We start from the raw sequence: 18,555 nt of genomic DNA, 5'->3' as shown, positions 1-18,555 counted from the left end.
TCAATTGGTAATTTAATTAGCCAGCACTCCGCTGGCTAAATTGTATGCAATCCGCAACAATCGGCGCGCAAATTGTATTCAATTTTTGGCGACAATCCTCGCGCAGGCGTGATTTGCTGGGCTTTAGCCTCCGGCATCGCTCTTGCTAGACAAGGCCATCCGTCGCGTTTTCGCCAGTCAGGAGTTGATCATGACCGCAATGCCCGCCGCTGCCTCCGCCTTTGCCGGCCTGACCGGCGAAGCTGAGATTGTCCGCCTGTTCCTCGAGGCCAGCATGGTGCCCGATCCGGAAACCGCGCAGCGCTACATCGCGCCCGAACTGGTCATCACCTTCACCGGCGGTCGCAAATACAGCCATCCGCGCGAAACCGCGACTTTCAATGCCAAGCGCTACAAGTGGGTGAAGAAGGCGATGGAGCGGTTCGACGTGGCGCCGGGCGCACAGGAAACCATCGTCTACAGCATCGGCACGCTGTATGGCGAATGGCATGACGGCACGCCGTTCGAGGGCAACCGCTATGTCGACCGCTTCGTGGTGCGGCAGGGCAAGATCGTGAAGATGGATGTGTGGAACGATTCCGCCGAACGCCTGCTGATCCGCAACAACCTCGACCTGTAACCGCTCAGAGGTGATCCAGCCCGTGATGTTCGACCAGATCGAGCAGCAGGCGGCTGGCACGCTGGCGATGGATGCGATGCAGCCGATGCGCGGTATCGCCATCGCGCCGCCGGATCGCCGCCACCACGGCGGCATGCTCGTCATTGGAGACTGAAGGCTTGGGCCGCAAATGCAGCGTGGCCATGCGGGCGCGATGCGACTGGTCGCGGATCGCATCCACCATGCCGATCAGGCGCTGGTTGCCGGCCATCTCGACGAGCGCACGGTGGAAGCAGGCATCGCCGGCCGCCCAGGCTTCCAGGTCATCGGCCTGCAGCGCCGCCGCCATGCCGGAGAGCAGACGATCCAGTTCCACACCTTCAGCCGCCGTCAGGCCGCGCCGCGCCAGGATATCCACGGCGGTCGCTTCCAGGCCAGCGAGCAGATCGTAGATCTCGCGCAGGTCGGCCGCTGACATCGGTAGCACGCGCATGCCATGGCGCGGCCGTACTTCGACCATGCCATCCTGCGCCAGACGGATCAGCGCCTCGCGCACCGGCGTGCGGCTCATGCCCAGCAGCAGGGCGATTTCCTGTTCCAGGGCCTGGGTACCCGGCGGCAGCTCGTTGTCGAGGATGCGGCGCTTGAGTTCATCATAGGCCCGGCGCGTCTGCGATGGACGCGCGCCGGCTGCCTGCCCATTGGCGGTCATGGTCTGCATGCTTGTATTTCCCCCGTGGCTGGCCGGCCCGTTTTTTATGGGTCCGATCCTGCGCTGGAGGAAACATAGCGGAAGCCCGGAGCCGCCGGGCGCTAAATTTTTGTAAACACCCGCCGGTGGGTCAGGCCGCCGGGCGGCTCATATAGAGCACCGGCAGGGCGGTGTCCCCGGCCGGCATACTGCCGCTCGCTTCGGCCCGGTAGCCGAGTTTTTCATAAAGTGGCACAGCATTGATATTGGCGCGCACATAGAGATGCGGATAACCGGCGGCCCCTGCTGCCGCCTCGGCAGCGCGGACCAAGGCCGTGGCCAGGCCTTTGCGGGCCCAGTCCGGATGCACGAAGACCTTGCGGATACGCGCGGTCTGCGGTCGGTCGGTCATCGCCAGCCAGCCGGCAGTCGCCACCAGCATCCCCTGCCCGTCGCGCGCCAGGATCAGATGCGACCGCAGGACATCCTCGGCATAGGCCGGGGCAGCGATCAGGGCCTCATGGGCCGCGATCTGCGCCTCGTCGTGATGGCCGGAGGCCAGAATTCGGAAAGCCATGGCATGCAGGCGGCGTACGGCCGGCAGATCGTCCGGCGTGCAGGGATACAGGGTGACATCGGCAGGCAGCATCATGGAACCAAAACCTAGAAAACCGCGTTTTAATCTGCAAGGCAGCCACATGGCGGCCCTATTTGTTTGTCTGGATGCCTGCATGAAGCATGGACTGCTGTTCCTGGCGCCGGCCCTGTTGCTGGCGGCCTGCTCCGCGACGACGACACCTGACCAGATCGTGCTCACCCGCCAGAGTCGCGAGGCGCAGGACTGGGGCCGCTTCCTGCCTGATCTTTATCGCGGGGTGAGCGCCTGTCTGGCGGCGCATCCGGCGCAGCCCGCCTTTGCCATTGAGGCCGTGCCACAGAACCACGGCATGGTGCTGGTGCGCCTGCAGGGCGCCGATGGCAGCCGCGCGGATTGCAGCGCGGGCATCAGCGGCAGTCCGGCCCCGAAGCTGACCCCTGCCACGACCGAGGCGGCCCAGGGTCCATCCTTCACGCCGGCAACGATGCCCGAGCCGTTCCTGCGCTGTGGCAAGCCCGAACCGGTGCTGAGCGGCAACGGCCGCCTGCTCGGCTGGCTCACCTATATCAACCGCGACTGCCCGCCGGAAATCGCCGCCGCCGATAGCAGCTGGCGCGCCTTCGGCAACGAACCCTACTGGAGCCTGCGCATCGCCGGCGAGGATGTGATCTTCGACCGCCTGGGCGACGTGCCGCAGCGCTATGCCGCCAAACCGGCATCGGCCGGCGACAAACGGATGACCTGGGTGCTGGATTCAGCCGAGGGCGGCGCCCGCGACGGCCTAGAAGTGGTGATCCGCGAAACCGACTGCGGCGACAGCATGGCCTCGCGACGCTATCCCTACAGCGCCGAGGTGACCTTCCAGGGCCGCTCCTTCCGCGGCTGCGCCGAGAAGACTGCGGCCATCCCCTGATGCATCGGCCTTGACCTGCGGCAGCATCTGAGTCACCCCTGCGCCAATGAACGCCGCCGACCTGGAACAGCGCCTGCTGTATCGCGATGCCCTGATGCTGGTGCTGGATAAGCCCGCCGGCCTGCCGGTGCATGCCGGGCCGGGCGGCGGCGACAATCTGGAACGCTATTTTGACCACCTGCGCTTCGGCCTGCCGCGTCCGCCGGCACTGGCGCATCGCCTGGATCGCGACACCTCGGGCTGCCTGGTGCTGGGCCGTCATCCGAAAGCCCTGCGCAAGCTAGGCAAGCTGTTCCAAGACGGCCGGGTGGAAAAGATCTACTGGGCAATCGCGCGCGGCGTGCCGGAAAGTCCGGAAGGCCGCGTCGATGCGGCGCTGCGCAAACTGAGCACCAAGAACGGCGGCTGGCATATGGCCGTGGCACCAGCCGACGATCCACAGGCCCAGAGCGCCATCACCGATTACCGTGTGCTCGGCAAATCCCCTGACGGATTGAGCTGGATCGAATGCCGGCCGCGCACCGGACGCACGCATCAGATCCGCGTGCATATGGCAGCATTGGGCTGTCCACTGGTCGGCGACACGCAATATGGCACTCATGCCGCCGATCGCGAGACCGTGCTGCATCTGCAGAGTCGCGGCATCAGCCTGCCGCTCTATCCCTCGCGCGATCCAATCAGCGTCACGGCACCGCCGCCGCCGCATATGCGCGGCGCTTTGAAGGACTGCGGCTTTACGTTTTCAACGCCAGCTTGATCGCATAGCCCACGGCGGCGACGCTGAGCACGCCGGCCGCCCACAGGCCGACGAACCACAGCAGACGCTGCCACACCGGTTTGCGTTCAGTGATAGTGGGCATGGCGATCCACTTTGCCGCGGAAGACCCAGTAGGCATAGGCCGTGTAGCCGAGAATGATCGGCAGTAGGATGACGGCACCGACCAGCAGGAAGCCGAGCGAAACATCGGGCGCCGCCGCGTCGTAGAAGGTGATTGATGGCGGCACCATCAGCGGCCAGAAACTGATGCCAAGGCCGATATAGGACAGCACGAACAGCGCCAGTGCCGCCAGGAAGGGCGTCTTCTCGCGGCGATGGTCGTGCAGGCCGCGCCACAGGATGCCGGCGGTGATCAGGACCAGGACCGGCATCGGTGCCGCGATAATGACATTCGGCCAGGTGAACCAGCGGGCGAGGAACTGGGCATCCAGGAACGGCGTCCACAAGCTGACCAGGCCAATCATCGCCACCAGAAGAATGCTCAGGCGGCGACCGTAAAGATAGCAGCGGTCCTGCAGGCTGCCATCGGTCTTGATGATGAGCCAGCAGGCGCCGAGCAGCATGTAGCCGATCACCAGCGCAGCGCCGGTGAGCAGGCTGAAGGGGGTGAGCCAGTCCCACCAGCCGCCGGCATAGGCGCGACCGCTGACCTTGATGCCCTGGATCAGACCGCCCAGGGCAATGCCCTGCATCAGCGTCGCAACGAACGAACCAAGCGCGAAACTCCAGTCCCAGACCGGCTTCCAGCGCACCGTGCGCCACCGGAATTCAAACGCCACGCCGCGGAAGATCAGGCCGAGCAGCATGGCGGTGAGCGGCGCATAGAGGGCGGGCAGGATCAGCGCATAGGCCAGCGGGAATGCTGCGAGCAGTCCGCCGCCGCCGAGCACCAACCAGGTCTCGTTGCCATCCCAGACCGGCGCGACGGAGTTCATCATCACATCGCGGTCTTTTTCATCCTTGAACAGCGGAAACAGGATGCCGATGCCGAGGTCGAAACCGTCGAGGATCACATAGGCCAGCACGGCAAAGGCGATCAGCCCGGCCCAGATCAGCGGAAGATCGAGGGTCATGGGGCGTCTCCCCTGGTCATCATGGCGGGGCCGGGCATGATCCCGGCCGTCCGCAACGGCGCTTCCACAGCCGGCTCGTCGGGCCTGTCCGACCCCGGCGTCTTGCCCATCATGCGCAGGATGTAGAAGGTGCCGGCGCCGAAGACGATGAAATACACCACGATGAAGGCGATCAGCGACGCGCTGACGCCCGGCAGGCCGATGGGCGAGACGCTGTCCACTGTCCGCAGCAGGCCGTAGATCGTATAGGGCTGCCGCCCGACTTCCGTGGTCACCCAGCCGGCCAGCACCGCGATGAAGCCGCTCGGCCCCATGACGACGGCAGCACGATGCAGCAGCGGCGTCGCGTAGATGCGACCGCCAAAACGCAGCACAAGACTGGCAAAGCCAATCAGCATCATCAGCAGACCCAGACCGACCATGATGCGGAAACTCCAGAACACCACCGGCGCCGGCGGCCATTCCTCGCGCGGGAAAGCCTTCAGGCCTTTCAGCTCACCATCCCAGTCATGGGTCAGGATCAAGCTGCCGAGCTTGGGGATGCCGATGGCGTATTTGGTTTCACCGGCCTCGTTATCGGGCAGGCCAAAGAGATACAGCGGCGCGCCCTTGTGGGTCTCGTAATGGCCTTCCATGGCCGCGACCTTGGCCGGCTGATGCTTCAACGTGTTCAAGCCATGCAGGTCACCAACGAAAATCTGGATCGGCGCGACCACGACAGCCATCCACATCGCCATCGAGAACATGACCCGCGCCGCCGGATTGCTATTGGCATTGGCCTTGTTTTTCAGCAGATGCCAGGCGCCGACCGCGCCGACCACAAAGGCGGTGGTGAGATAGGCAGCCAGCACCATATGCACCAGGCGATAGGGGAAGGACGGATTGAAGATCACCGCGAACCAGTCTTCCGGCACGAACTGGCCGTTCGGCGCGATGGCATAGCCGGCCGGCGTCTGCATCCAGCTGTTCACCGCCAATATCCAGAAGGCCGACAGGAATGTGCCGAAGGCCACCATGGCGGTGGCAAACATATGCAGGCCCCTGCCGACATGATTCATGCCGAACAGCATGACGCCGAGGAAACCGGCTTCGAGGAAGAAGGCCGACATCACCTCGTAGCCCATCAGGGGGCCTATCACGGGCCCGGCCCTGTCGGAGAAGACCGACCAGTTTGTGCCGAACTGGTAGCTCATCACCAGGCCAGAGACGACGCCCATGCCGAAGCTGACAGCGAAGATCTTCAGCCAGAAGCGAAAGACCTGCAGATAGACCTCCTTCTTCGTCACCAGCCACAGCGCCTCCAGCACAGCGAGATAACTCGCCAGACCGATGGTGAAGGCGGGAAAGATGATATGGAAGGAAACGGTGAAGGCGAATTGCAGTCGCGCCAGGAAGACGGGATCGAGCAGGGCTTGCATCGGCAGTTCCTCCGCGGGGCATGCTAGGACCGTTTCCCGCTTGTCCAAAGCAAAACCGCAACTCCGTCCCGGGTCAATCGCATGTTGCAGGCGCGAATTGCCGCATTGGGGCAACGCGCCGCAGGGTTTGGACATTGCGCCGCATAGCGTTCTACCTATGAAGCATGCGACCCTTGCAGCCTTTGCAACGTTCGGGATACTGGCAGCCGCTATAGTGGTGTGCTTCAGCCCCTTCCTGCGTCCCGTCCCTCGCTCCTGTATCCATCCTTATGCTGATTCCGCTGATCGTCGCCTGCGCGCTGTTTATGGAGAACCTGGATTCCAGCGTGCTCGCCACCGCGCTGCCCAGCATCGCGGCATCGCTTGGCGAGAGTCCGCTCAAACTCAACCTGGCGATCACTTCCTATCTGTTCAGCCTCGCGGTCTTCATTCCGGTCAGCGGCTGGGTGGCCGACCGCTTCGGCGCCCGCACCGTCTTCCGCCTCGCCATCGCCGTCTTCACCATCGGTTCGCTGCTCTGCGGTCTGGCCGACAGCTTCTGGACCCTGGTCGGCGCCCGCGTGCTGCAGGGCCTGGGCGGCGCCATGATGGTGCCGGTCGGCCGCCTGGTGATGCTGCGTTCGATTCCGAAATCTGAACTGGTGCGCGCGATTGCCTGGCTGACCGTGCCGGCGCTGATCGGCCCGGTGATCGGCCCACCGCTCGGCGGCTTCCTCACCACATACCTGTCCTGGCGCTGGATATTCTGGATCAATCTGCCCATCGGCATCCTCGGCATGGTTTTGGTGACGCTCTACATTCCCAATGTGCGCGAGAAGAGCGTGCCGCCGCTCGACTGGCGCGGCTTCCTGCTGTCGGCTATCGGTCTCTGCGGTCTGGTCTTCGGCTTCGAGACCATCGGCCGCGACCTGTTGCCCAACGGCGTCGTCATCGGCCTTCTGGTCATTGGTGCGCTGGGCATCGGCTTTTATATCCGTCATGCTCGCCGCCATCCGCATCCGGTGATCGACCTCAAGCTGCTCAAGGTGCCAACCTTCCGGCTCGGCATGATCGGGGCCTTTCTCTTCCGCATCGGCGTCGGCGCCCTGCCCTTCCTGCTGCCGCTGATGTTGCAGCTCGGCTTCGGTCTTTCGGCATTCGAATCCGGCATGATCACCTTTGCTTCGGCTGCCGGCGCGTTGACCATGAAGATGGCGGCCGGCCCGATCCTGCGCCTCATCGGTTTCCGCCGTGTGCTGATCGGCAATGCCATCCTGAGCGGCGGCTTCATACTGATCTGCGGTTTCTTCCGCCCGGATACGCCGCATATGCTGATCCTTGGCCTGTTGCTGCTCGGCGGCTTTTTCCGCTCGCTGCAGTTCACCGCCAGCAACACGCTGACCATTGCCGACATTGACAATGAGCGGATGAGCCGCGCCACCAGCTTCACATCGATGATGCAGCAGCTCTCGCTTTCGGCTGGTGTCGCTGTCGGCGCCATGGTGCTGCATGCCACGGTGGCCTGGAGCGGCGGCATGGACCAGATCACCGCCACCAGCTTCACCCCGGCTTTCCTCACCGTCGGTCTCACGGCGATGCTGGCGGCCTTTGCCTTCCTGCGCCTGCCAGCCGATGCTGGCTCGGAGGTCAGCGGCCATCGCCTGGTAGCGCCGACCCAGCGCCTCAGCCAGGGCACGCCGCCGATGCCGGGCGACAAGCCTTAGATCATGGACAGCCTGGATTTCACCCTTCTGGCCATTGCCGCACGCGGCCTGGCCACGGCCGGATTCGTCGGCGGCGTGGTTGCGCTGATGGAGCGTAGCTCACCCTTCATCGGCGGCATTGTCCTGGCGCTGCCCATTGTCACCGCGCCGGCCTATTTCTTCCTGATCCTGCATGAGCCCGCCGGCTTCGTGCCGCAGGCCGCGCTTGGCAGCCTCGCCACCATCGGCGCCGTGCTGCTGTTCCTGGTGGCGGTGATCGCGCTGCTGCCTCACGTAACGATGCCGCTGGCGCTGCTGGGTAGCCTGGGCCTCTGGTGCGCCACCGGACTGCTGATCCGCGCACTCCCCGCGGCCTTGCCGCTGTCGCTGGCCGTGCTGATTGTCTGCGGCATCATCGCCTGGCTCGCCGGGCGGCGTGTGCCGATGACAGCGCCTGCGGCGCGCGGCCGTTCGCCGTTTTACGAGATCGTGCTGCGTGGAGCAGCCGCCGGCTGCCTGGTCGCCGTGCTGAGCGGCGTGGCGCATCTGCTGGGCCCGAAAGTGGCCGGTATCTTCGCCTCTTTCCCGGTAGCCTTGCTGGCGGTGTGCTGGTTCCTGCCGCGCCGCCTGGATCGCGCCGGCATCCGCGCAGGACTGCGCGCCACCCAGATCGGTATGGCCAGTCATATCCCGTTTTTCTGCAGCCTGACGCTGCTCGGACCGCAGATCGGTCTGATGCCGGCCTTCATCGCCGGCCTCATCGGTTCGCTGGTGGTTGCGGTGGGGCGGGCGCTGCTGCGCCAGCGCCACCTGAATAAATCGGCCTAGACCACACCGCCATTGGCGCGCAGCACCTGGCCGTTGACCCAGCCACCGGGGCCGGCAAGGAAGGCAACCGTATTGGCGATGTCGTCCGGCTGACCCAGCCGTTCCAGCGGCGCCATGCGGGCCAGTTGCGCCACGCGTTCCTCGCTCTTACCGGTGAAGAACAGTTCGGTCGCCACCGGACCCGGCGCCACCGTATTGACGGTGATATGGCGGCCGCGCAGTTCCTGCGCGAGGAATGTGCTCAACGTTTCGACAGCGGCCTTGGTCGCCGCATAGGGGCCGTAGCCCGGCAGCCGCAGGCCGATCACACTGGAGGACAGAGTAATGATACGGCCGCCATCGCGCAGGCGTTTTGCCGCCTCGCGCAGCACATAGAATACGCCCTTCACGTTGACGTTGAGCAGGCGGTCGAACTCTTCATCGGTGGTATCGGCAATCTTCGGCAACGCGCCGTCCATTACACCGGCATTGGCGACCACAATATCGACGCCGCTGAAGGCCTGCTCGGCCGCATCGAACAACCCGCAGATAGCCGTCGGGTCGGACACATCGGCTTTTACAGCGATGGCACGACCGCCCGCATCGGCGATCTTCGCCACCAGCGCCTCGGCGTCGGCCGCGCGGCTGGCGTAATTGATCACCACGGCATGGCCCTGGGCAGCCAGGGTTTCGGCGATGGCGGCGCCGATACCGCGCGAGGCACCGGTGACGAGGGCGACCTTGAGGGGGGTAGCGGTCATGAATGAGCTCCTGAAACGATGGGGAAGACGCCCTTCATATGCCTTTGGAATATTTGGAATAAATATGTATTTATTGCCATTATTATTCAAAATATATAAACAATAGCCATGGATCGCCTGGATGCCATGCGCCTTTACACCCGGATCGTCGAGCTGGGCAGTTTCACGGCTGCCGCCGAGGATCAACAGCTACCGCGCGCCACGGTCACCCATGCGATCAAGCAACTGGAAGCCCGGCTGAATGTGCGGCTGCTGGAGCGCACCACCCGCAGCGTGCGCACCACGCTAGACGGCGAAGCCTATTATCAGCGCTGCCTGCGCCTGCTGGCCGATGTGGACGAGACCGAGGCGGTGTTCAGCCAGACGGCGGCCAATCCGCGCGGCGTGCTGCGCGCCGCCCTACAGGGCACGCTGGCGCGGGCCTTCATCCTGCCGGCACTGCCCGACTTCTTCGCCCGCTATCCCGATATCCGGCTTGAACTCGGTTTCGGTGACCGCCCGGTGGATCTGGTCCGCGAGGGCGTGGACTGCGCCGTGCGCAGCGGCCCGCTGCCTGATTCCAGTCTGGTTGCGCGCCGCATCGTTACGCTGGAGCAGGTGACTATCGCCAGTGCCACCTATCTTGAACGCCATGGCGAGCCGCAGCGGCCTGAAGACCTTCACAACGGCCATCACGCCGTCAGCTATATGTCGATGGTGAGCGGTCGTCATGAGTCGCTGGATTTCACCATCGACGGCGAAAACCGCGAATTCATGCTGCCCAACATGCTGGCCGTGAATGACGCCGATGCCTATATCGCCGCCTGCCGCGCCGGCCTCGGCATCATCCAGGTGCCGCGCTATCACATCCTGGACGAACTGGCCGCCGGCAGCCTGCGCGAAATCCTCGCGCCGTGGCGGCTGCCGCCGATGCAGGTGGCTGTGGTCTATCCGGCGCATCGCCAACTGTCGCCGCGCCTGCGCGTGTTTGTCGATTTCCTGGCCGAACTCTTCCGCAAGGCCGAGGCACAGGGCCGGCTTTAACACCCGTTTTAACCCGGCAGCCCTGTTGCGCCGCGGGCCGTCATGCTAAGCCAGCCACGCCTTATGATGGCGATTTCACGTGACTTTACCGGACTTTCCGTCATGAACCCGATCTTCGCAGACGCGCCTACCACCATCTTCGAGACCATGTCGCGGCTGGCCATGCAGCACAGCGCAATCAACCTCGGCCAGGGCTTTCCCGACGACCCAGGCCCCGAGGATGTGCGGCAGAAAGCCGCCGATGCGGTGATGACCGGCTGGAACCAGTATCCGCCGATGATGGGCCTGCCCGAGCTGCGCCAAGCCGTCGCCGCGCATTACAAGCGCTTCCACCAGCTCGACCTCGACTGGCAGTCGGAAGTGATGATCACGTCGGGCGCCACCGAGGCCCTGGCCGGCGCCCTGATGGCGCTGATCGAGCCGGGCGACGAGGTCGTGCTGTTTCAACCACTCTATGACGCCTATCTGCCGCTGGTGCAGCGCGCCGGCGGCGTGCCGAAATTCGTCACCCTGCGACCGCCGCTGTGGCGCCTGGACGAAGCCTCATTGCAGGCGGCGTTTTCTCCGAAGACCAAGGCGGTGCTGTTCAACAACCCGCTCAATCCGACCGCTACGGTCTTCCCGCGCGAGGATCTGGAGCTGCTTGGCCGCTATCTGGTGAAATACGATGCCATCGCCATCTGCGACGAGGTCTGGGAGCATGTGCTGTTCGATGGCCTGCAGCATCAGCCACTGATCGGCCTGCCCGGCCTGCGCGAGCGCTGCGTCAAGATCGGTTCGGCCGGCAAGATTTTTTCGCTGACCGGCTGGAAGGTGGGCTTCGTCTGCGCTGCCCCCGCCATCATGAAGGTGCTGGCTAAGGCGCATCAGTACATCACCTTCACCACGCCGCCGAACCTGCAGGCTGCTGTTGCCTATGGCCTGGGCAAGCAGGATGACTATTTCCTCGGCATGCGCCGCGACCTCGCCGCCGCCCGCGACCGCTTTGCCGCTGGCCTCACCGGCATCGGCATGACCGTGCTGCCCAGCAAGGCGACCTATTTCCTCAATGTCGACCTTTCGACGGTATCGAACGACATCGACGATGCCGCCTTCTGCCTGCGCATGGTGGAAGAGGCCAAAGTGGCGGCGATCCCGGTCAGCGCCTTCTATGCCGGCGACCATGTGCGCAGCGTGGTGCGCTTCTGCTTCGCCAAGACCTACGACAAGCTGGACGGCGCCGTGGAACGGCTGGCCGACTTCGTCAAGCGCGGCTGACATACTAAATGTGTCATGGCCGGGCTTGCTTGTCCCGGCCATGACATCGTGGTTGTTAAGCCGCCTTCTGCAGCGCCGCCATATTCCGTAGCGTTGCGGCGCAGGCCTGCGCCACCTCGCGGCCCTTCACTTTGAAATGCTCCTGGAAGAACTGCCGGTGCTCGTCATGTTCATGGAAATGATGCGGCGTCAGCACGCAACTCAAGACCGGCACTTCGGTTTCGAGCTGCACCTGCATCAGGCCGTCGATCACCGCCGATGACACGAAGTCATGGCGGTAGATGCCGCCATTGACCACGAAGCCGGCGGCAACGATGGCGTGATAGCGACCGGTCTTGGCCAGCAGCTTGGCCTGCAGCGGGATCTCGAACACACCTGGTAGCTCGAAACGATCGATGCTGCCCTGGCGCAGGCCGGCTTTCGCCATCTCGGGGAGGAAGGCCTCCCAGGCATTGTCGACGATATCGCGATGCCAGCTGGCCTGGATGAAGGCGATGCGCCGGGCCTCGCGGCCGATGCTGTCGAGACGGATATCGGGTGTGGTGGTCTGTTCTAGGCTCTGATTCATGGGGGCGTCCTTTCATGCCTTGCCTGAATCAGGGCGCACGGCAACGGATACTCGCCGACGCGCACGACAGGAGTCGCACGCGCAAAGGCGCGTTTCCGTGGACCGCTCTCTTCCATCCGGACTGTAACCGTCGGCTTCGGCCTTGCACCGAATCTGCTGGACCCTCGCGGCCGAATGAAAGCCATGAGGCGCTCGCGGGCTCGCATCCCGCCAGGGATGCATACCGCCGGTGGGGACTTTCACCCCGCCCTGAGAACGTGACGCACCGGACCATCCGGTGCGTCAGGATCATGGATAAGACGAAGTCGCCCGGCCGTCCAGCCCGGGATTGCTGCCGTACAAGATTGTCGTGACCGCCGTTACGTCAGCGACCGGCCTTGAGCACGACCTCGCGCGGCGTGTCGGCCCCGCGCACCCGGCCGCGCAGGTATTGCGGGGCGACATGGACGCTGCCGCCGAGCCGGTCGGCTGCGCGCCAGGCCCAGTAGGGATCGTTGAGCAGCCCGCGGCCCATCGCCACCAGATCGGCCCGGCCATCCTTAACGATAGCCTCGGCCTGCTCGGGCTCGGTGATCAGGCCGACCGTCATGGTGACGATACCGGTGGCCTGCTTCACGGCCTCGGCGAAATGCACCTGATAACCCGGACCGGTAGCGATCTTCTGCTGCGACGATACGCCGCCGGAACTGACATCAACAAAATCGGCGCCCTGCGCCTTCAGCCGCGCCGCATAGGCGATGGCATCGGCGATTTCCAGACCGGCGCCCGCCACCCAATCGCTGCCGGTGATCCGCATGCCGAGCGGCTTGTGCGCAGGCCAGACCGCGCGCACCGCCTCGAAGACTTCCAGCGGGAAGCGCATACGGTTTTCCAGGCTGCCGCCGTAAGAGTCAGTGCGCGTGTTGGAAATCGGCGAGACGAACTGATGCAGCAGATAGCCATGGGCGCCATGCAGCTCGATCAGATCGACGCCGGCGCGATCGGCCCGCTGCGCGGCTTCGACGAAGTCGCGTTTCACCCGCACCAGGCCTTCCTCATCCAGCGCCTGCGGCACATGCCAGCCCTCGGCCTGCGGCAACGCACTCGGTGCTTCCGTCTGCCAGGCCAGCGGGCCCTGCAGTGCCTGACCGCCGCGCCAAGGCAGATCGGCCGAGGCCTTGCGACCGGCATGGGCCAGCTGGATTCCGAAGGGCGTCGGCCCGAACTGCTTCACATCTGCCGCGATCTCGGCAAGGCGGGCTTCCTGCACGGCATTGTAAAGCCCCAGGCAACCCGGCGTGATGCGGCCCTGCGCGCTCACATGGGTCGCCTCGGTGATGATAAGGCCGAGACCGGCCGTACCATAACGGCCCAGATGCGTGCGGTGCCAGGTATTCGGTACACCGTCGATGGCGCTGTACTGGCACATCGGCGACAGCACGATGCGGTTGGGCAGCGTCACAGAGCGGAGCTGCAGCGGTTCGAACAGGGCTGACATGGGATGTGGTCTTCGAGCTGGTTGCGATGCCCGATCAGGATGGCGCGACGGCCGACCAAATCAAGTCCTAGCAGACCATGCATAGTTGAAACTGACCGAAATACGTTCCTGCACCGTGAAACTGGCCGGCACTTCATGGCGCAGCCAGCTTTCGAACAGCACCACCTGTCCGGCTTTCGCCTTCACGCTGACATGGAGCTGCTCGCGCGGGGGCAGCTCGGCGCGGCGCGGCGGCGCAGCCATGAAGCGATCCAGCCGGGGATCCTCAAATTTGATTGCGGCGGCGCCGCGCGGCACCTGCACATAGTATGTACCGCTGATGAAACTGAGCGGATGCAGATGCAGGCCATGTGTCACCGCACCGGCCATCATGTTGACCCAGCAATCGGTCATCTGCAGCTTGCGGCCGCGCAGATCGTAGCCCAGCGCCACCGCATAGGCCTTCACCTGCGGATTGAGAGCCTTTTCCAGTGCGGCAAAGGTCGACGAGATGCGATGCAACTGATCGTGACTGCCATAGGAGGTATAACCGCCGGGATAATGCTTGGCGCTCCAGCGCTGGCCGGTCTTGTCGGCCAGACGCAGGGAATCGCAGACATCGATCAGGTCGCGATTGAAACCCTCGATGCCCTTTTTCTTCAGGGCCGTCACTTCGATGCGGGTGGGAAACAGGCTGAGCATGGTCATCAGAACAGCTCGAAATATTCGCGATGCTCCCACTCGCTCACTTCGAGCTGGTAGCGGGCGATCTCGGCTTCCTTGATATGGATGAAATAGTCGACGAAGGTGTCGCCGAAACCGGCGTGATAGCAGGCATTATCCTTCAGCGCCGCCAGCGCCGCCTCCAGCGACCGCGGCAGCATCGGCGCAGCGGTTTCATAGGGCGCGTCGGCCGAAGGCGGCGGCGTCAGGCCGCGCTGGATGCCATCCAGGCCGGCGAGCAGCTGCGAGCCGAGATAAAGATACGGATTGGCAGCCGGTTCACCCAGCCGGTTCTCGATACGGCTGGCCGGGTCGCCTTTGGCGCCCAGCACGCGACACATCACGCCGCGATTGTCCTTGCCCCAGATGGCGCGGTCGGGCGCCAGCGAATACGGCCGATAGCGGCGATAGGCATTGATGGTGGGCGCGGCAAAGGCGGCCGAGGCCGGCGCCTGGGCCAGCAGGCCGGCGAGGTAATGCTGGCCCAGCGGCGACAGCGGTTCGCCATCCCGCAGCGGGATGAAAGCGTTCTTGCCGATCTTGCGATCGGTCAGCGACTGATGCAGATGCCAGCCGGATGAGAAGATATTCGGCAGCTTCGGCCGGCACATGAAGGTGATGTGATAGCCATGGCGGCGCGCGATCTGCTTGGCCGCCGAGCGGAACAGCACCATGGTGTCGGCCGACGCCATGTTGGTGCCGGGCTGGAAGGTGAATTCGCATTGGCTGGGGCCGAACTCGACCTCCAGCGAGCGCAGCGGCAGGCCGAGCGCCTGTACATCCTTGCGCAGGATTTCGTAGAAGTCGTCATACTGGTCGTAACGCTGCTCAGTCAGATACTGGTAGCCCTGCGTAAGCAGGCTGACGCTCGGCGGCGTACCAGGCTGGCCGGCATCTTCCGGCCGCAAGTTTGGATTCTCCAGCTTGAAGACATGGAATTCAACTTCCAGGCCGGCGACATAATCATAGCCAGCCTCGTTCATTTTACGCAGCGCGTTGCGATAGAGCTGCCGCGTAGAGAACGGCACCGGGCGGCCATCGGCGAAATAGAGATCGCAGAGCATCCAGCCGGTATGCGGCGCCCAGGGCAGAACCTTAAACGTGGTCGGATCGGCCACCATCAATACATCGGCCGCACCCTGCATCTCCGGGAGACCGAAACCGCCGCCCTTGGTGAAGACCGGAAACACCGTGCGATGCGAGGTGTCCTTCGCCAGCAGCGTCGTGGTGAAACCGACGCCACTGCGCATGGCACTGCCAAGCTCCTCGGCCACCACGGTCTTGCCGCGCAGGATGCCATGCTGGTCGGCGAAGGAGAGCCGGATCACACCCAGGCCGCGCTCGGCGACCTCTTTCTCCACGGCCTTGGCTGCCTTCTGCTGCTCCGGCGTCCACAGGCCGTACTGATCGACAAAACGCTCCACGAAAAATCCCCCGAAAGACGGCCGATCTTATTCCGCAGCCCCGTTACTCAGCAGCCCCATTACTCAGCAGCCATGGGCGCAGGCACTTGCCACGGGGCGCCGGCGCGTTTGCGCGCATCGGCCTCGCGCCAGTATGCCTGCCACGTGCCCGTCGGGGCAATGCCGTCGATGGTGACAGGGCCGCGAATGGCCTTGGCCGCCGTCGCATCCAGCACCATCAGCGGCGGCTCGTTGCCCGATTCCGCCTGATCGATCGCTTTCATCAGCATTGAGCGATAGTTGATGATCGCCTTGTCGGTGCTGCCCAGATGCTCGCGCGTGCGGTCCTGGATCGGCCCCTGGCCCTCGATGGCCCACTGGTCATGCACATTGATGTCGTTGCCCATGCCGGTATAGGTCTGGGTCTTCTGTTCCAGCGCATCGAAGCCATAGTTGTTGGCCTTGTTCTTGCGCGGGATGTAGTCGGGCAGAGTGTAGAGCTCCAGCCGCTGGGCCCGCATCTGCTGCTTATCGACCGGCGTGGTGAAGCTGGTGAAGATCGCATACCAGTAGCAATTCACGTCATCGATCGGGATATGCCACTGGGTGATGGTCATCTCGGCCGAGAGCGGAATATTGAAGGCCTGTGGGAACAGCAGGTTGGTGACGCGCACATGGGTGCTGCTGTCGCTGATCTGGCGCAAGGCCGTCAGCCGCATGCCGTAATCGGTACGCTCCACCTCGATTTGCGGGCATTCGAATTCGCGCAGCACCTTGGTCATCGGCATGTCGGAATCCGCCGAATTGGCGCGGAACTGGCGGCCATAATTGCCGTCCGCCTCCTCATCCTCGAAGAAGCGGTGCAGGAAGGAGGCATGGGCGGGATCGATGCCGACTTCCAGCGCCTGCAGCCAGTTGCAGGCAATATGCCCCTTGAAGGCGAAGACATGGCTGTCGGGCGCGACGAAGCAGTCGAGGTCGGAGAAGGCCGGCGGCTCGCCCTCACCCAGATACGCAAACAGGATGCCGCTGCGCAGCACTACGGGATAGCTTTTCTGTTTGATGCGCTGGCAGAGCTTGCTGCCGGCCGGCTCGGCCGGGGTCTGCAGGCACTGACCGGTGACATCGAACAGCCAGCCGTGGAAAGGACAGCGCAGGCCGCCGTCTTCCGGGCGGCCGAAGGCAAGATCGGCACCCCTGTGAGGACAGTCGCGATCCAGCAGGCCGTAGCGGCCTTGTTCATCGCGGAAGAGCACAAAGTCCTGGCCCAGCAGCTTCACCGGCTTCACCGGGCGGATGTCTTCCAGCTCCTCCACCAACGCCACCGGCTGCCAGTAGCGGCGCAGCAGCTTGCCGGCCGGCTGGTCGGCGCCGACGCGGGTCATGCGCATATTCTGCTCGTGCGTGGTCATGGCGGGCATCCCTCGAATTGCCTTGACGGGCCCTCCCACAGGCCCGAGAATGTCCGACTAGCGAACATATGTGCGATTTTAAACCTGTCCGCCGCTAACGGCAACGAGAAAACCATGACCCGCCTGCGTGCCATCGATGCCGAAAAACGCCAGCAAAGCGGTCGCAGCCCGGATTTCCTGGAGGCCCTGGCCCGTGGCATGAGCGTGCTGACAGCCTTCGATGGTAAAAACCCACAGATGTCGCTGAGTGACGTGGCCAAACGCGTCGATCTGCCGCGCGCCACCGTGCGCCGCGCGCTCTACACGCTGGGAGAACTCGGCTATCTGGAAACCGACGGCCGACTGTTCCGCCTGACCCCGCAGGTGCTGCGGCTGGCCGGCGCCTATCTTGGGTCTGCCGGGAATACGGAAGCCTTGCAGACCGCCTGCGATACGCTTTGTCTGCAGCTTGACGAAGCCTGCTCAGCCGCCGTGCTGGATGGCGCCCATGCCGTAATGGTCGCCCATGCCTCGCCGCCGCGCTTTCTCTCCTCCGCGCCCGGCCCCGGCTTCCGCGTGCCGGCTTTCTGCTCGGCTTTGGGCCGCGTGCTGCTGAGCGCGCGCGCTGATGTCGAGATGAAAAGCCTGGGCGTGCAGGCACTGACATCGAAGACCGTTACAGATCCTAAAGAACTGGCGCTGCTGATCCAGAAAACGGCCAAGGACGGCCATGCGCTGTCGGACCAGGAAGCCGAACTGGGCTTCCGTTCGCTGGCCGTGCCGGTGCGGCGTTTCGATGGCCGCGTGGTGGCGGCGCTCAACATCGGCATCCGCATTGAAAGCGCCAGCCCGAAGCAGATGCGCGACAGTTTCCTGCCGGCACTGCTGTCGGTTGCCGAGGGTCTGAAGGATCGCGTGGTTTAAATAGGATAGATCAGCGAATTGAGGATCAGCTCGCTGTCGAAGACGCAAACGCGCTCCTTCAGCTTCAGTTCGCCGCCAACGCGCGTCATCTGGTCGATATACCGGCCCACATTGTAAACCTCGGATACCGAACCGGGCTTGGTGCGAAACACGGAATAATTCGCTGTGGCGCGGATCGTCTGGCCATCGTCACTCAGCACCTGCGCCACGCCGATCACATGGCGCTGATAGTAAGGCGCATGGAACAGGGTGTTGGTGATGCCATAGGCGCGATCACGCAGCATCGCCTGGCTTTCCAGCGCCATGATACTGAGCGGCAGACCGGCATCGTAATTCTCACGCGGCACGATACGGTAATAGCAGTCCTCGGTGAACAGGCCGACCCAAGCGTCGTAGTCGCCACGGTCCAGAATATCGCCATAGGCGGTATTGAACTGGTCGACCCGGTACTGGGCTTCCAGGATCGACAGAGCGATGGGATTGGGACGCAT

At 64.1% G+C, this 18,555-nt stretch carries 20 protein-coding genes and 1 riboswitch; of the genes, 8 read left to right on the top strand and 12 right to left on the bottom strand.

What is annotated here, in order from left to right; translation table 11 throughout:
- Nucleotides 1-190 precede the first annotated feature (190 nt).
- Entirely contained in the window at nt 191-619 is a 429-nt protein-coding gene (locus tag AC1ROT_RS13210; protein WP_492999511.1) for a nuclear transport factor 2-like protein, read from the top strand.
- A gap of 4 nt (nt 620-623) precedes the next feature.
- Here AC1ROT_RS13210 and AC1ROT_RS13205 read toward each other — a convergent pair whose 3' ends face one another.
- Both AC1ROT_RS13205 and AC1ROT_RS13200 read right to left on the bottom strand, forming a co-directional pair.
- On the bottom strand, nt 624-1,319 hold the full coding sequence (locus AC1ROT_RS13205; protein ID WP_492999509.1) for a GntR family transcriptional regulator: 696 nt from the start codon (nt 1,317-1,319) through the stop codon (nt 624-626).
- 121 nt (nt 1,320-1,440) lie between these two features.
- On the bottom strand, nt 1,441-1,941 hold the full coding sequence (locus tag AC1ROT_RS13200) for a GNAT family N-acetyltransferase (RefSeq protein WP_492999508.1): 501 nt from the start codon (nt 1,939-1,941) through the stop codon (nt 1,441-1,443).
- 79 nt (nt 1,942-2,020) lie between these two features.
- Between AC1ROT_RS13200 and AC1ROT_RS13195 the strand changes: the two genes are divergently transcribed.
- Both AC1ROT_RS13195 and AC1ROT_RS13190 read left to right on the top strand, forming a co-directional pair.
- A complete protein-coding gene (locus AC1ROT_RS13195; protein WP_492999507.1) occupies nt 2,021-2,800 on the top strand; it encodes a COG3650 family protein in 780 nt (259 codons plus the stop codon).
- Between the two features lie 46 nt (nt 2,801-2,846).
- Complete coding sequence (locus tag AC1ROT_RS13190) at nt 2,847-3,557, top strand: RluA family pseudouridine synthase (RefSeq protein ID WP_492999505.1); 711 nt, start codon at nt 2,847-2,849, stop codon at nt 3,555-3,557.
- Here the strand turns inward: AC1ROT_RS13190 and AC1ROT_RS13185 are convergent.
- From AC1ROT_RS13185 to AC1ROT_RS13175, 3 genes are read right to left on the bottom strand one after another with little or no spacing between them, the layout of a single operon-like run.
- The gene (locus tag AC1ROT_RS13185; RefSeq protein ID WP_492999503.1) at nt 3,535-3,660 is read right to left on the bottom strand and encodes a DUF2474 family protein; all 126 of its coding nucleotides are present in this window, start codon (nt 3,658-3,660) and stop codon (nt 3,535-3,537) included. The genes AC1ROT_RS13190 and AC1ROT_RS13185 overlap by 23 nt on opposite strands.
- Nucleotides 3,644-4,651 (bottom strand): cytochrome d ubiquinol oxidase subunit II, encoded by a 1,008-nt coding sequence (gene cydB / locus AC1ROT_RS13180; RefSeq protein ID WP_492999501.1) that lies wholly within the window; start codon nt 4,649-4,651, stop codon nt 3,644-3,646. Before cydB ends, AC1ROT_RS13185 begins: the two co-directional genes overlap by 17 nt.
- Nucleotides 4,648-6,069, bottom strand: coding sequence for a cytochrome ubiquinol oxidase subunit I (locus AC1ROT_RS13175; protein ID WP_492999499.1), 1,422 nt, complete (start codon nt 6,067-6,069; stop codon nt 4,648-4,650). The genes cydB and AC1ROT_RS13175 overlap by 4 nt, the downstream gene beginning before the upstream one ends.
- Nucleotides 6,070-6,338: 269 nt before the next feature.
- Here AC1ROT_RS13175 and AC1ROT_RS13170 point away from each other — a divergent pair, with 269 nt between their 5' ends.
- Together AC1ROT_RS13170 and AC1ROT_RS13165 are read left to right on the top strand one after the other, a co-directional pair.
- Nucleotides 6,339-7,772 carry a DHA2 family efflux MFS transporter permease subunit gene (locus tag AC1ROT_RS13170; RefSeq protein ID WP_492999497.1) on the top strand — a complete coding sequence of 478 codons (1,434 nt, stop codon included), beginning with the start codon at nt 6,339-6,341 and terminating at the stop codon, nt 7,770-7,772.
- A 3-nt stretch (nt 7,773-7,775) separates the two neighbouring features.
- Nucleotides 7,776-8,579, top strand: a complete 804-nt coding sequence (locus AC1ROT_RS13165) for a hypothetical protein (protein WP_492999496.1) — start codon at nt 7,776-7,778, stop codon at nt 8,577-8,579.
- Here the strand turns inward: AC1ROT_RS13165 and AC1ROT_RS13160 are convergent.
- Complete coding sequence (locus AC1ROT_RS13160) at nt 8,576-9,319, bottom strand: SDR family oxidoreductase (protein WP_492999494.1); 744 nt, start codon at nt 9,317-9,319, stop codon at nt 8,576-8,578. The genes AC1ROT_RS13165 and AC1ROT_RS13160 overlap by 4 nt on opposite strands.
- Nucleotides 9,320-9,427: 108 nt before the next feature.
- Here AC1ROT_RS13160 and AC1ROT_RS13155 point away from each other — a divergent pair, with 108 nt between their 5' ends.
- Both AC1ROT_RS13155 and AC1ROT_RS13150 read left to right on the top strand, forming a co-directional pair.
- Entirely contained in the window at nt 9,428-10,342 is a 915-nt protein-coding gene (locus tag AC1ROT_RS13155; RefSeq protein ID WP_492999492.1) for a LysR family transcriptional regulator, read from the top strand.
- A 102-nt stretch (nt 10,343-10,444) separates the two neighbouring features.
- Entirely contained in the window at nt 10,445-11,599 is a 1,155-nt protein-coding gene (locus tag AC1ROT_RS13150) for an aminotransferase (RefSeq protein ID WP_492999490.1), read from the top strand.
- A 55-nt stretch (nt 11,600-11,654) separates the two neighbouring features.
- On the opposite strand, the gene AC1ROT_RS13145 is transcribed toward AC1ROT_RS13150, so the two are convergent.
- From AC1ROT_RS13145 to AC1ROT_RS13125, 5 genes are all read right to left on the bottom strand, one after another.
- Entirely contained in the window at nt 11,655-12,167 is a 513-nt protein-coding gene (locus tag AC1ROT_RS13145) for a 6,7-dimethyl-8-ribityllumazine synthase (RefSeq protein WP_492999488.1), read from the bottom strand.
- A gap of 100 nt (nt 12,168-12,267) precedes the next feature.
- Nucleotides 12,268-12,428: riboswitch (FMN riboswitch) on the bottom strand.
- 103 nt (nt 12,429-12,531) lie between these two features.
- A complete protein-coding gene (locus AC1ROT_RS13140) occupies nt 12,532-13,644 on the bottom strand; it encodes an NADH:flavin oxidoreductase/NADH oxidase (protein WP_492999486.1) in 1,113 nt (370 codons plus the stop codon).
- Nucleotides 13,645-13,704: 60 nt separating this feature from the next.
- On the bottom strand, nt 13,705-14,331 hold the full coding sequence (locus AC1ROT_RS13135; protein ID WP_492973337.1) for a TIGR02466 family protein: 627 nt from the start codon (nt 14,329-14,331) through the stop codon (nt 13,705-13,707).
- A complete protein-coding gene (locus AC1ROT_RS13130) occupies nt 14,331-15,770 on the bottom strand; it encodes a glutamine synthetase family protein (protein WP_492999485.1) in 1,440 nt (479 codons plus the stop codon). Before AC1ROT_RS13130 ends, AC1ROT_RS13135 begins: the two co-directional genes overlap by 1 nt.
- A 59-nt stretch (nt 15,771-15,829) precedes the next feature.
- The gene (locus tag AC1ROT_RS13125; RefSeq protein ID WP_492999483.1) at nt 15,830-17,161 is read right to left on the bottom strand and encodes an aromatic ring-hydroxylating dioxygenase subunit alpha; all 1,332 of its coding nucleotides are present in this window, start codon (nt 17,159-17,161) and stop codon (nt 15,830-15,832) included.
- A gap of 114 nt (nt 17,162-17,275) precedes the next feature.
- Here AC1ROT_RS13125 and AC1ROT_RS13120 point away from each other — a divergent pair, with 114 nt between their 5' ends.
- The gene (locus AC1ROT_RS13120; protein WP_492999481.1) at nt 17,276-18,064 is read left to right on the top strand and encodes an IclR family transcriptional regulator domain-containing protein; all 789 of its coding nucleotides are present in this window, start codon (nt 17,276-17,278) and stop codon (nt 18,062-18,064) included.
- On the opposite strand, the gene AC1ROT_RS13115 is transcribed toward AC1ROT_RS13120, so the two are convergent.
- A complete protein-coding gene (locus tag AC1ROT_RS13115; RefSeq protein ID WP_492999480.1) occupies nt 18,061-18,555 on the bottom strand; it encodes an aromatic-ring-hydroxylating dioxygenase subunit beta in 495 nt (164 codons plus the stop codon). The two genes, AC1ROT_RS13120 and AC1ROT_RS13115, sit on opposite strands and share 4 nt — an antisense overlap.

The sequence above is a fragment of the Ferrovibrio sp. GW821-FHT12E11 genome (genome assembly GCF_058806975.1).
The sequence above is the reverse complement of the archived record's forward strand: the minus strand, read 5'-3'. Positions and strand labels throughout refer to the sequence as shown.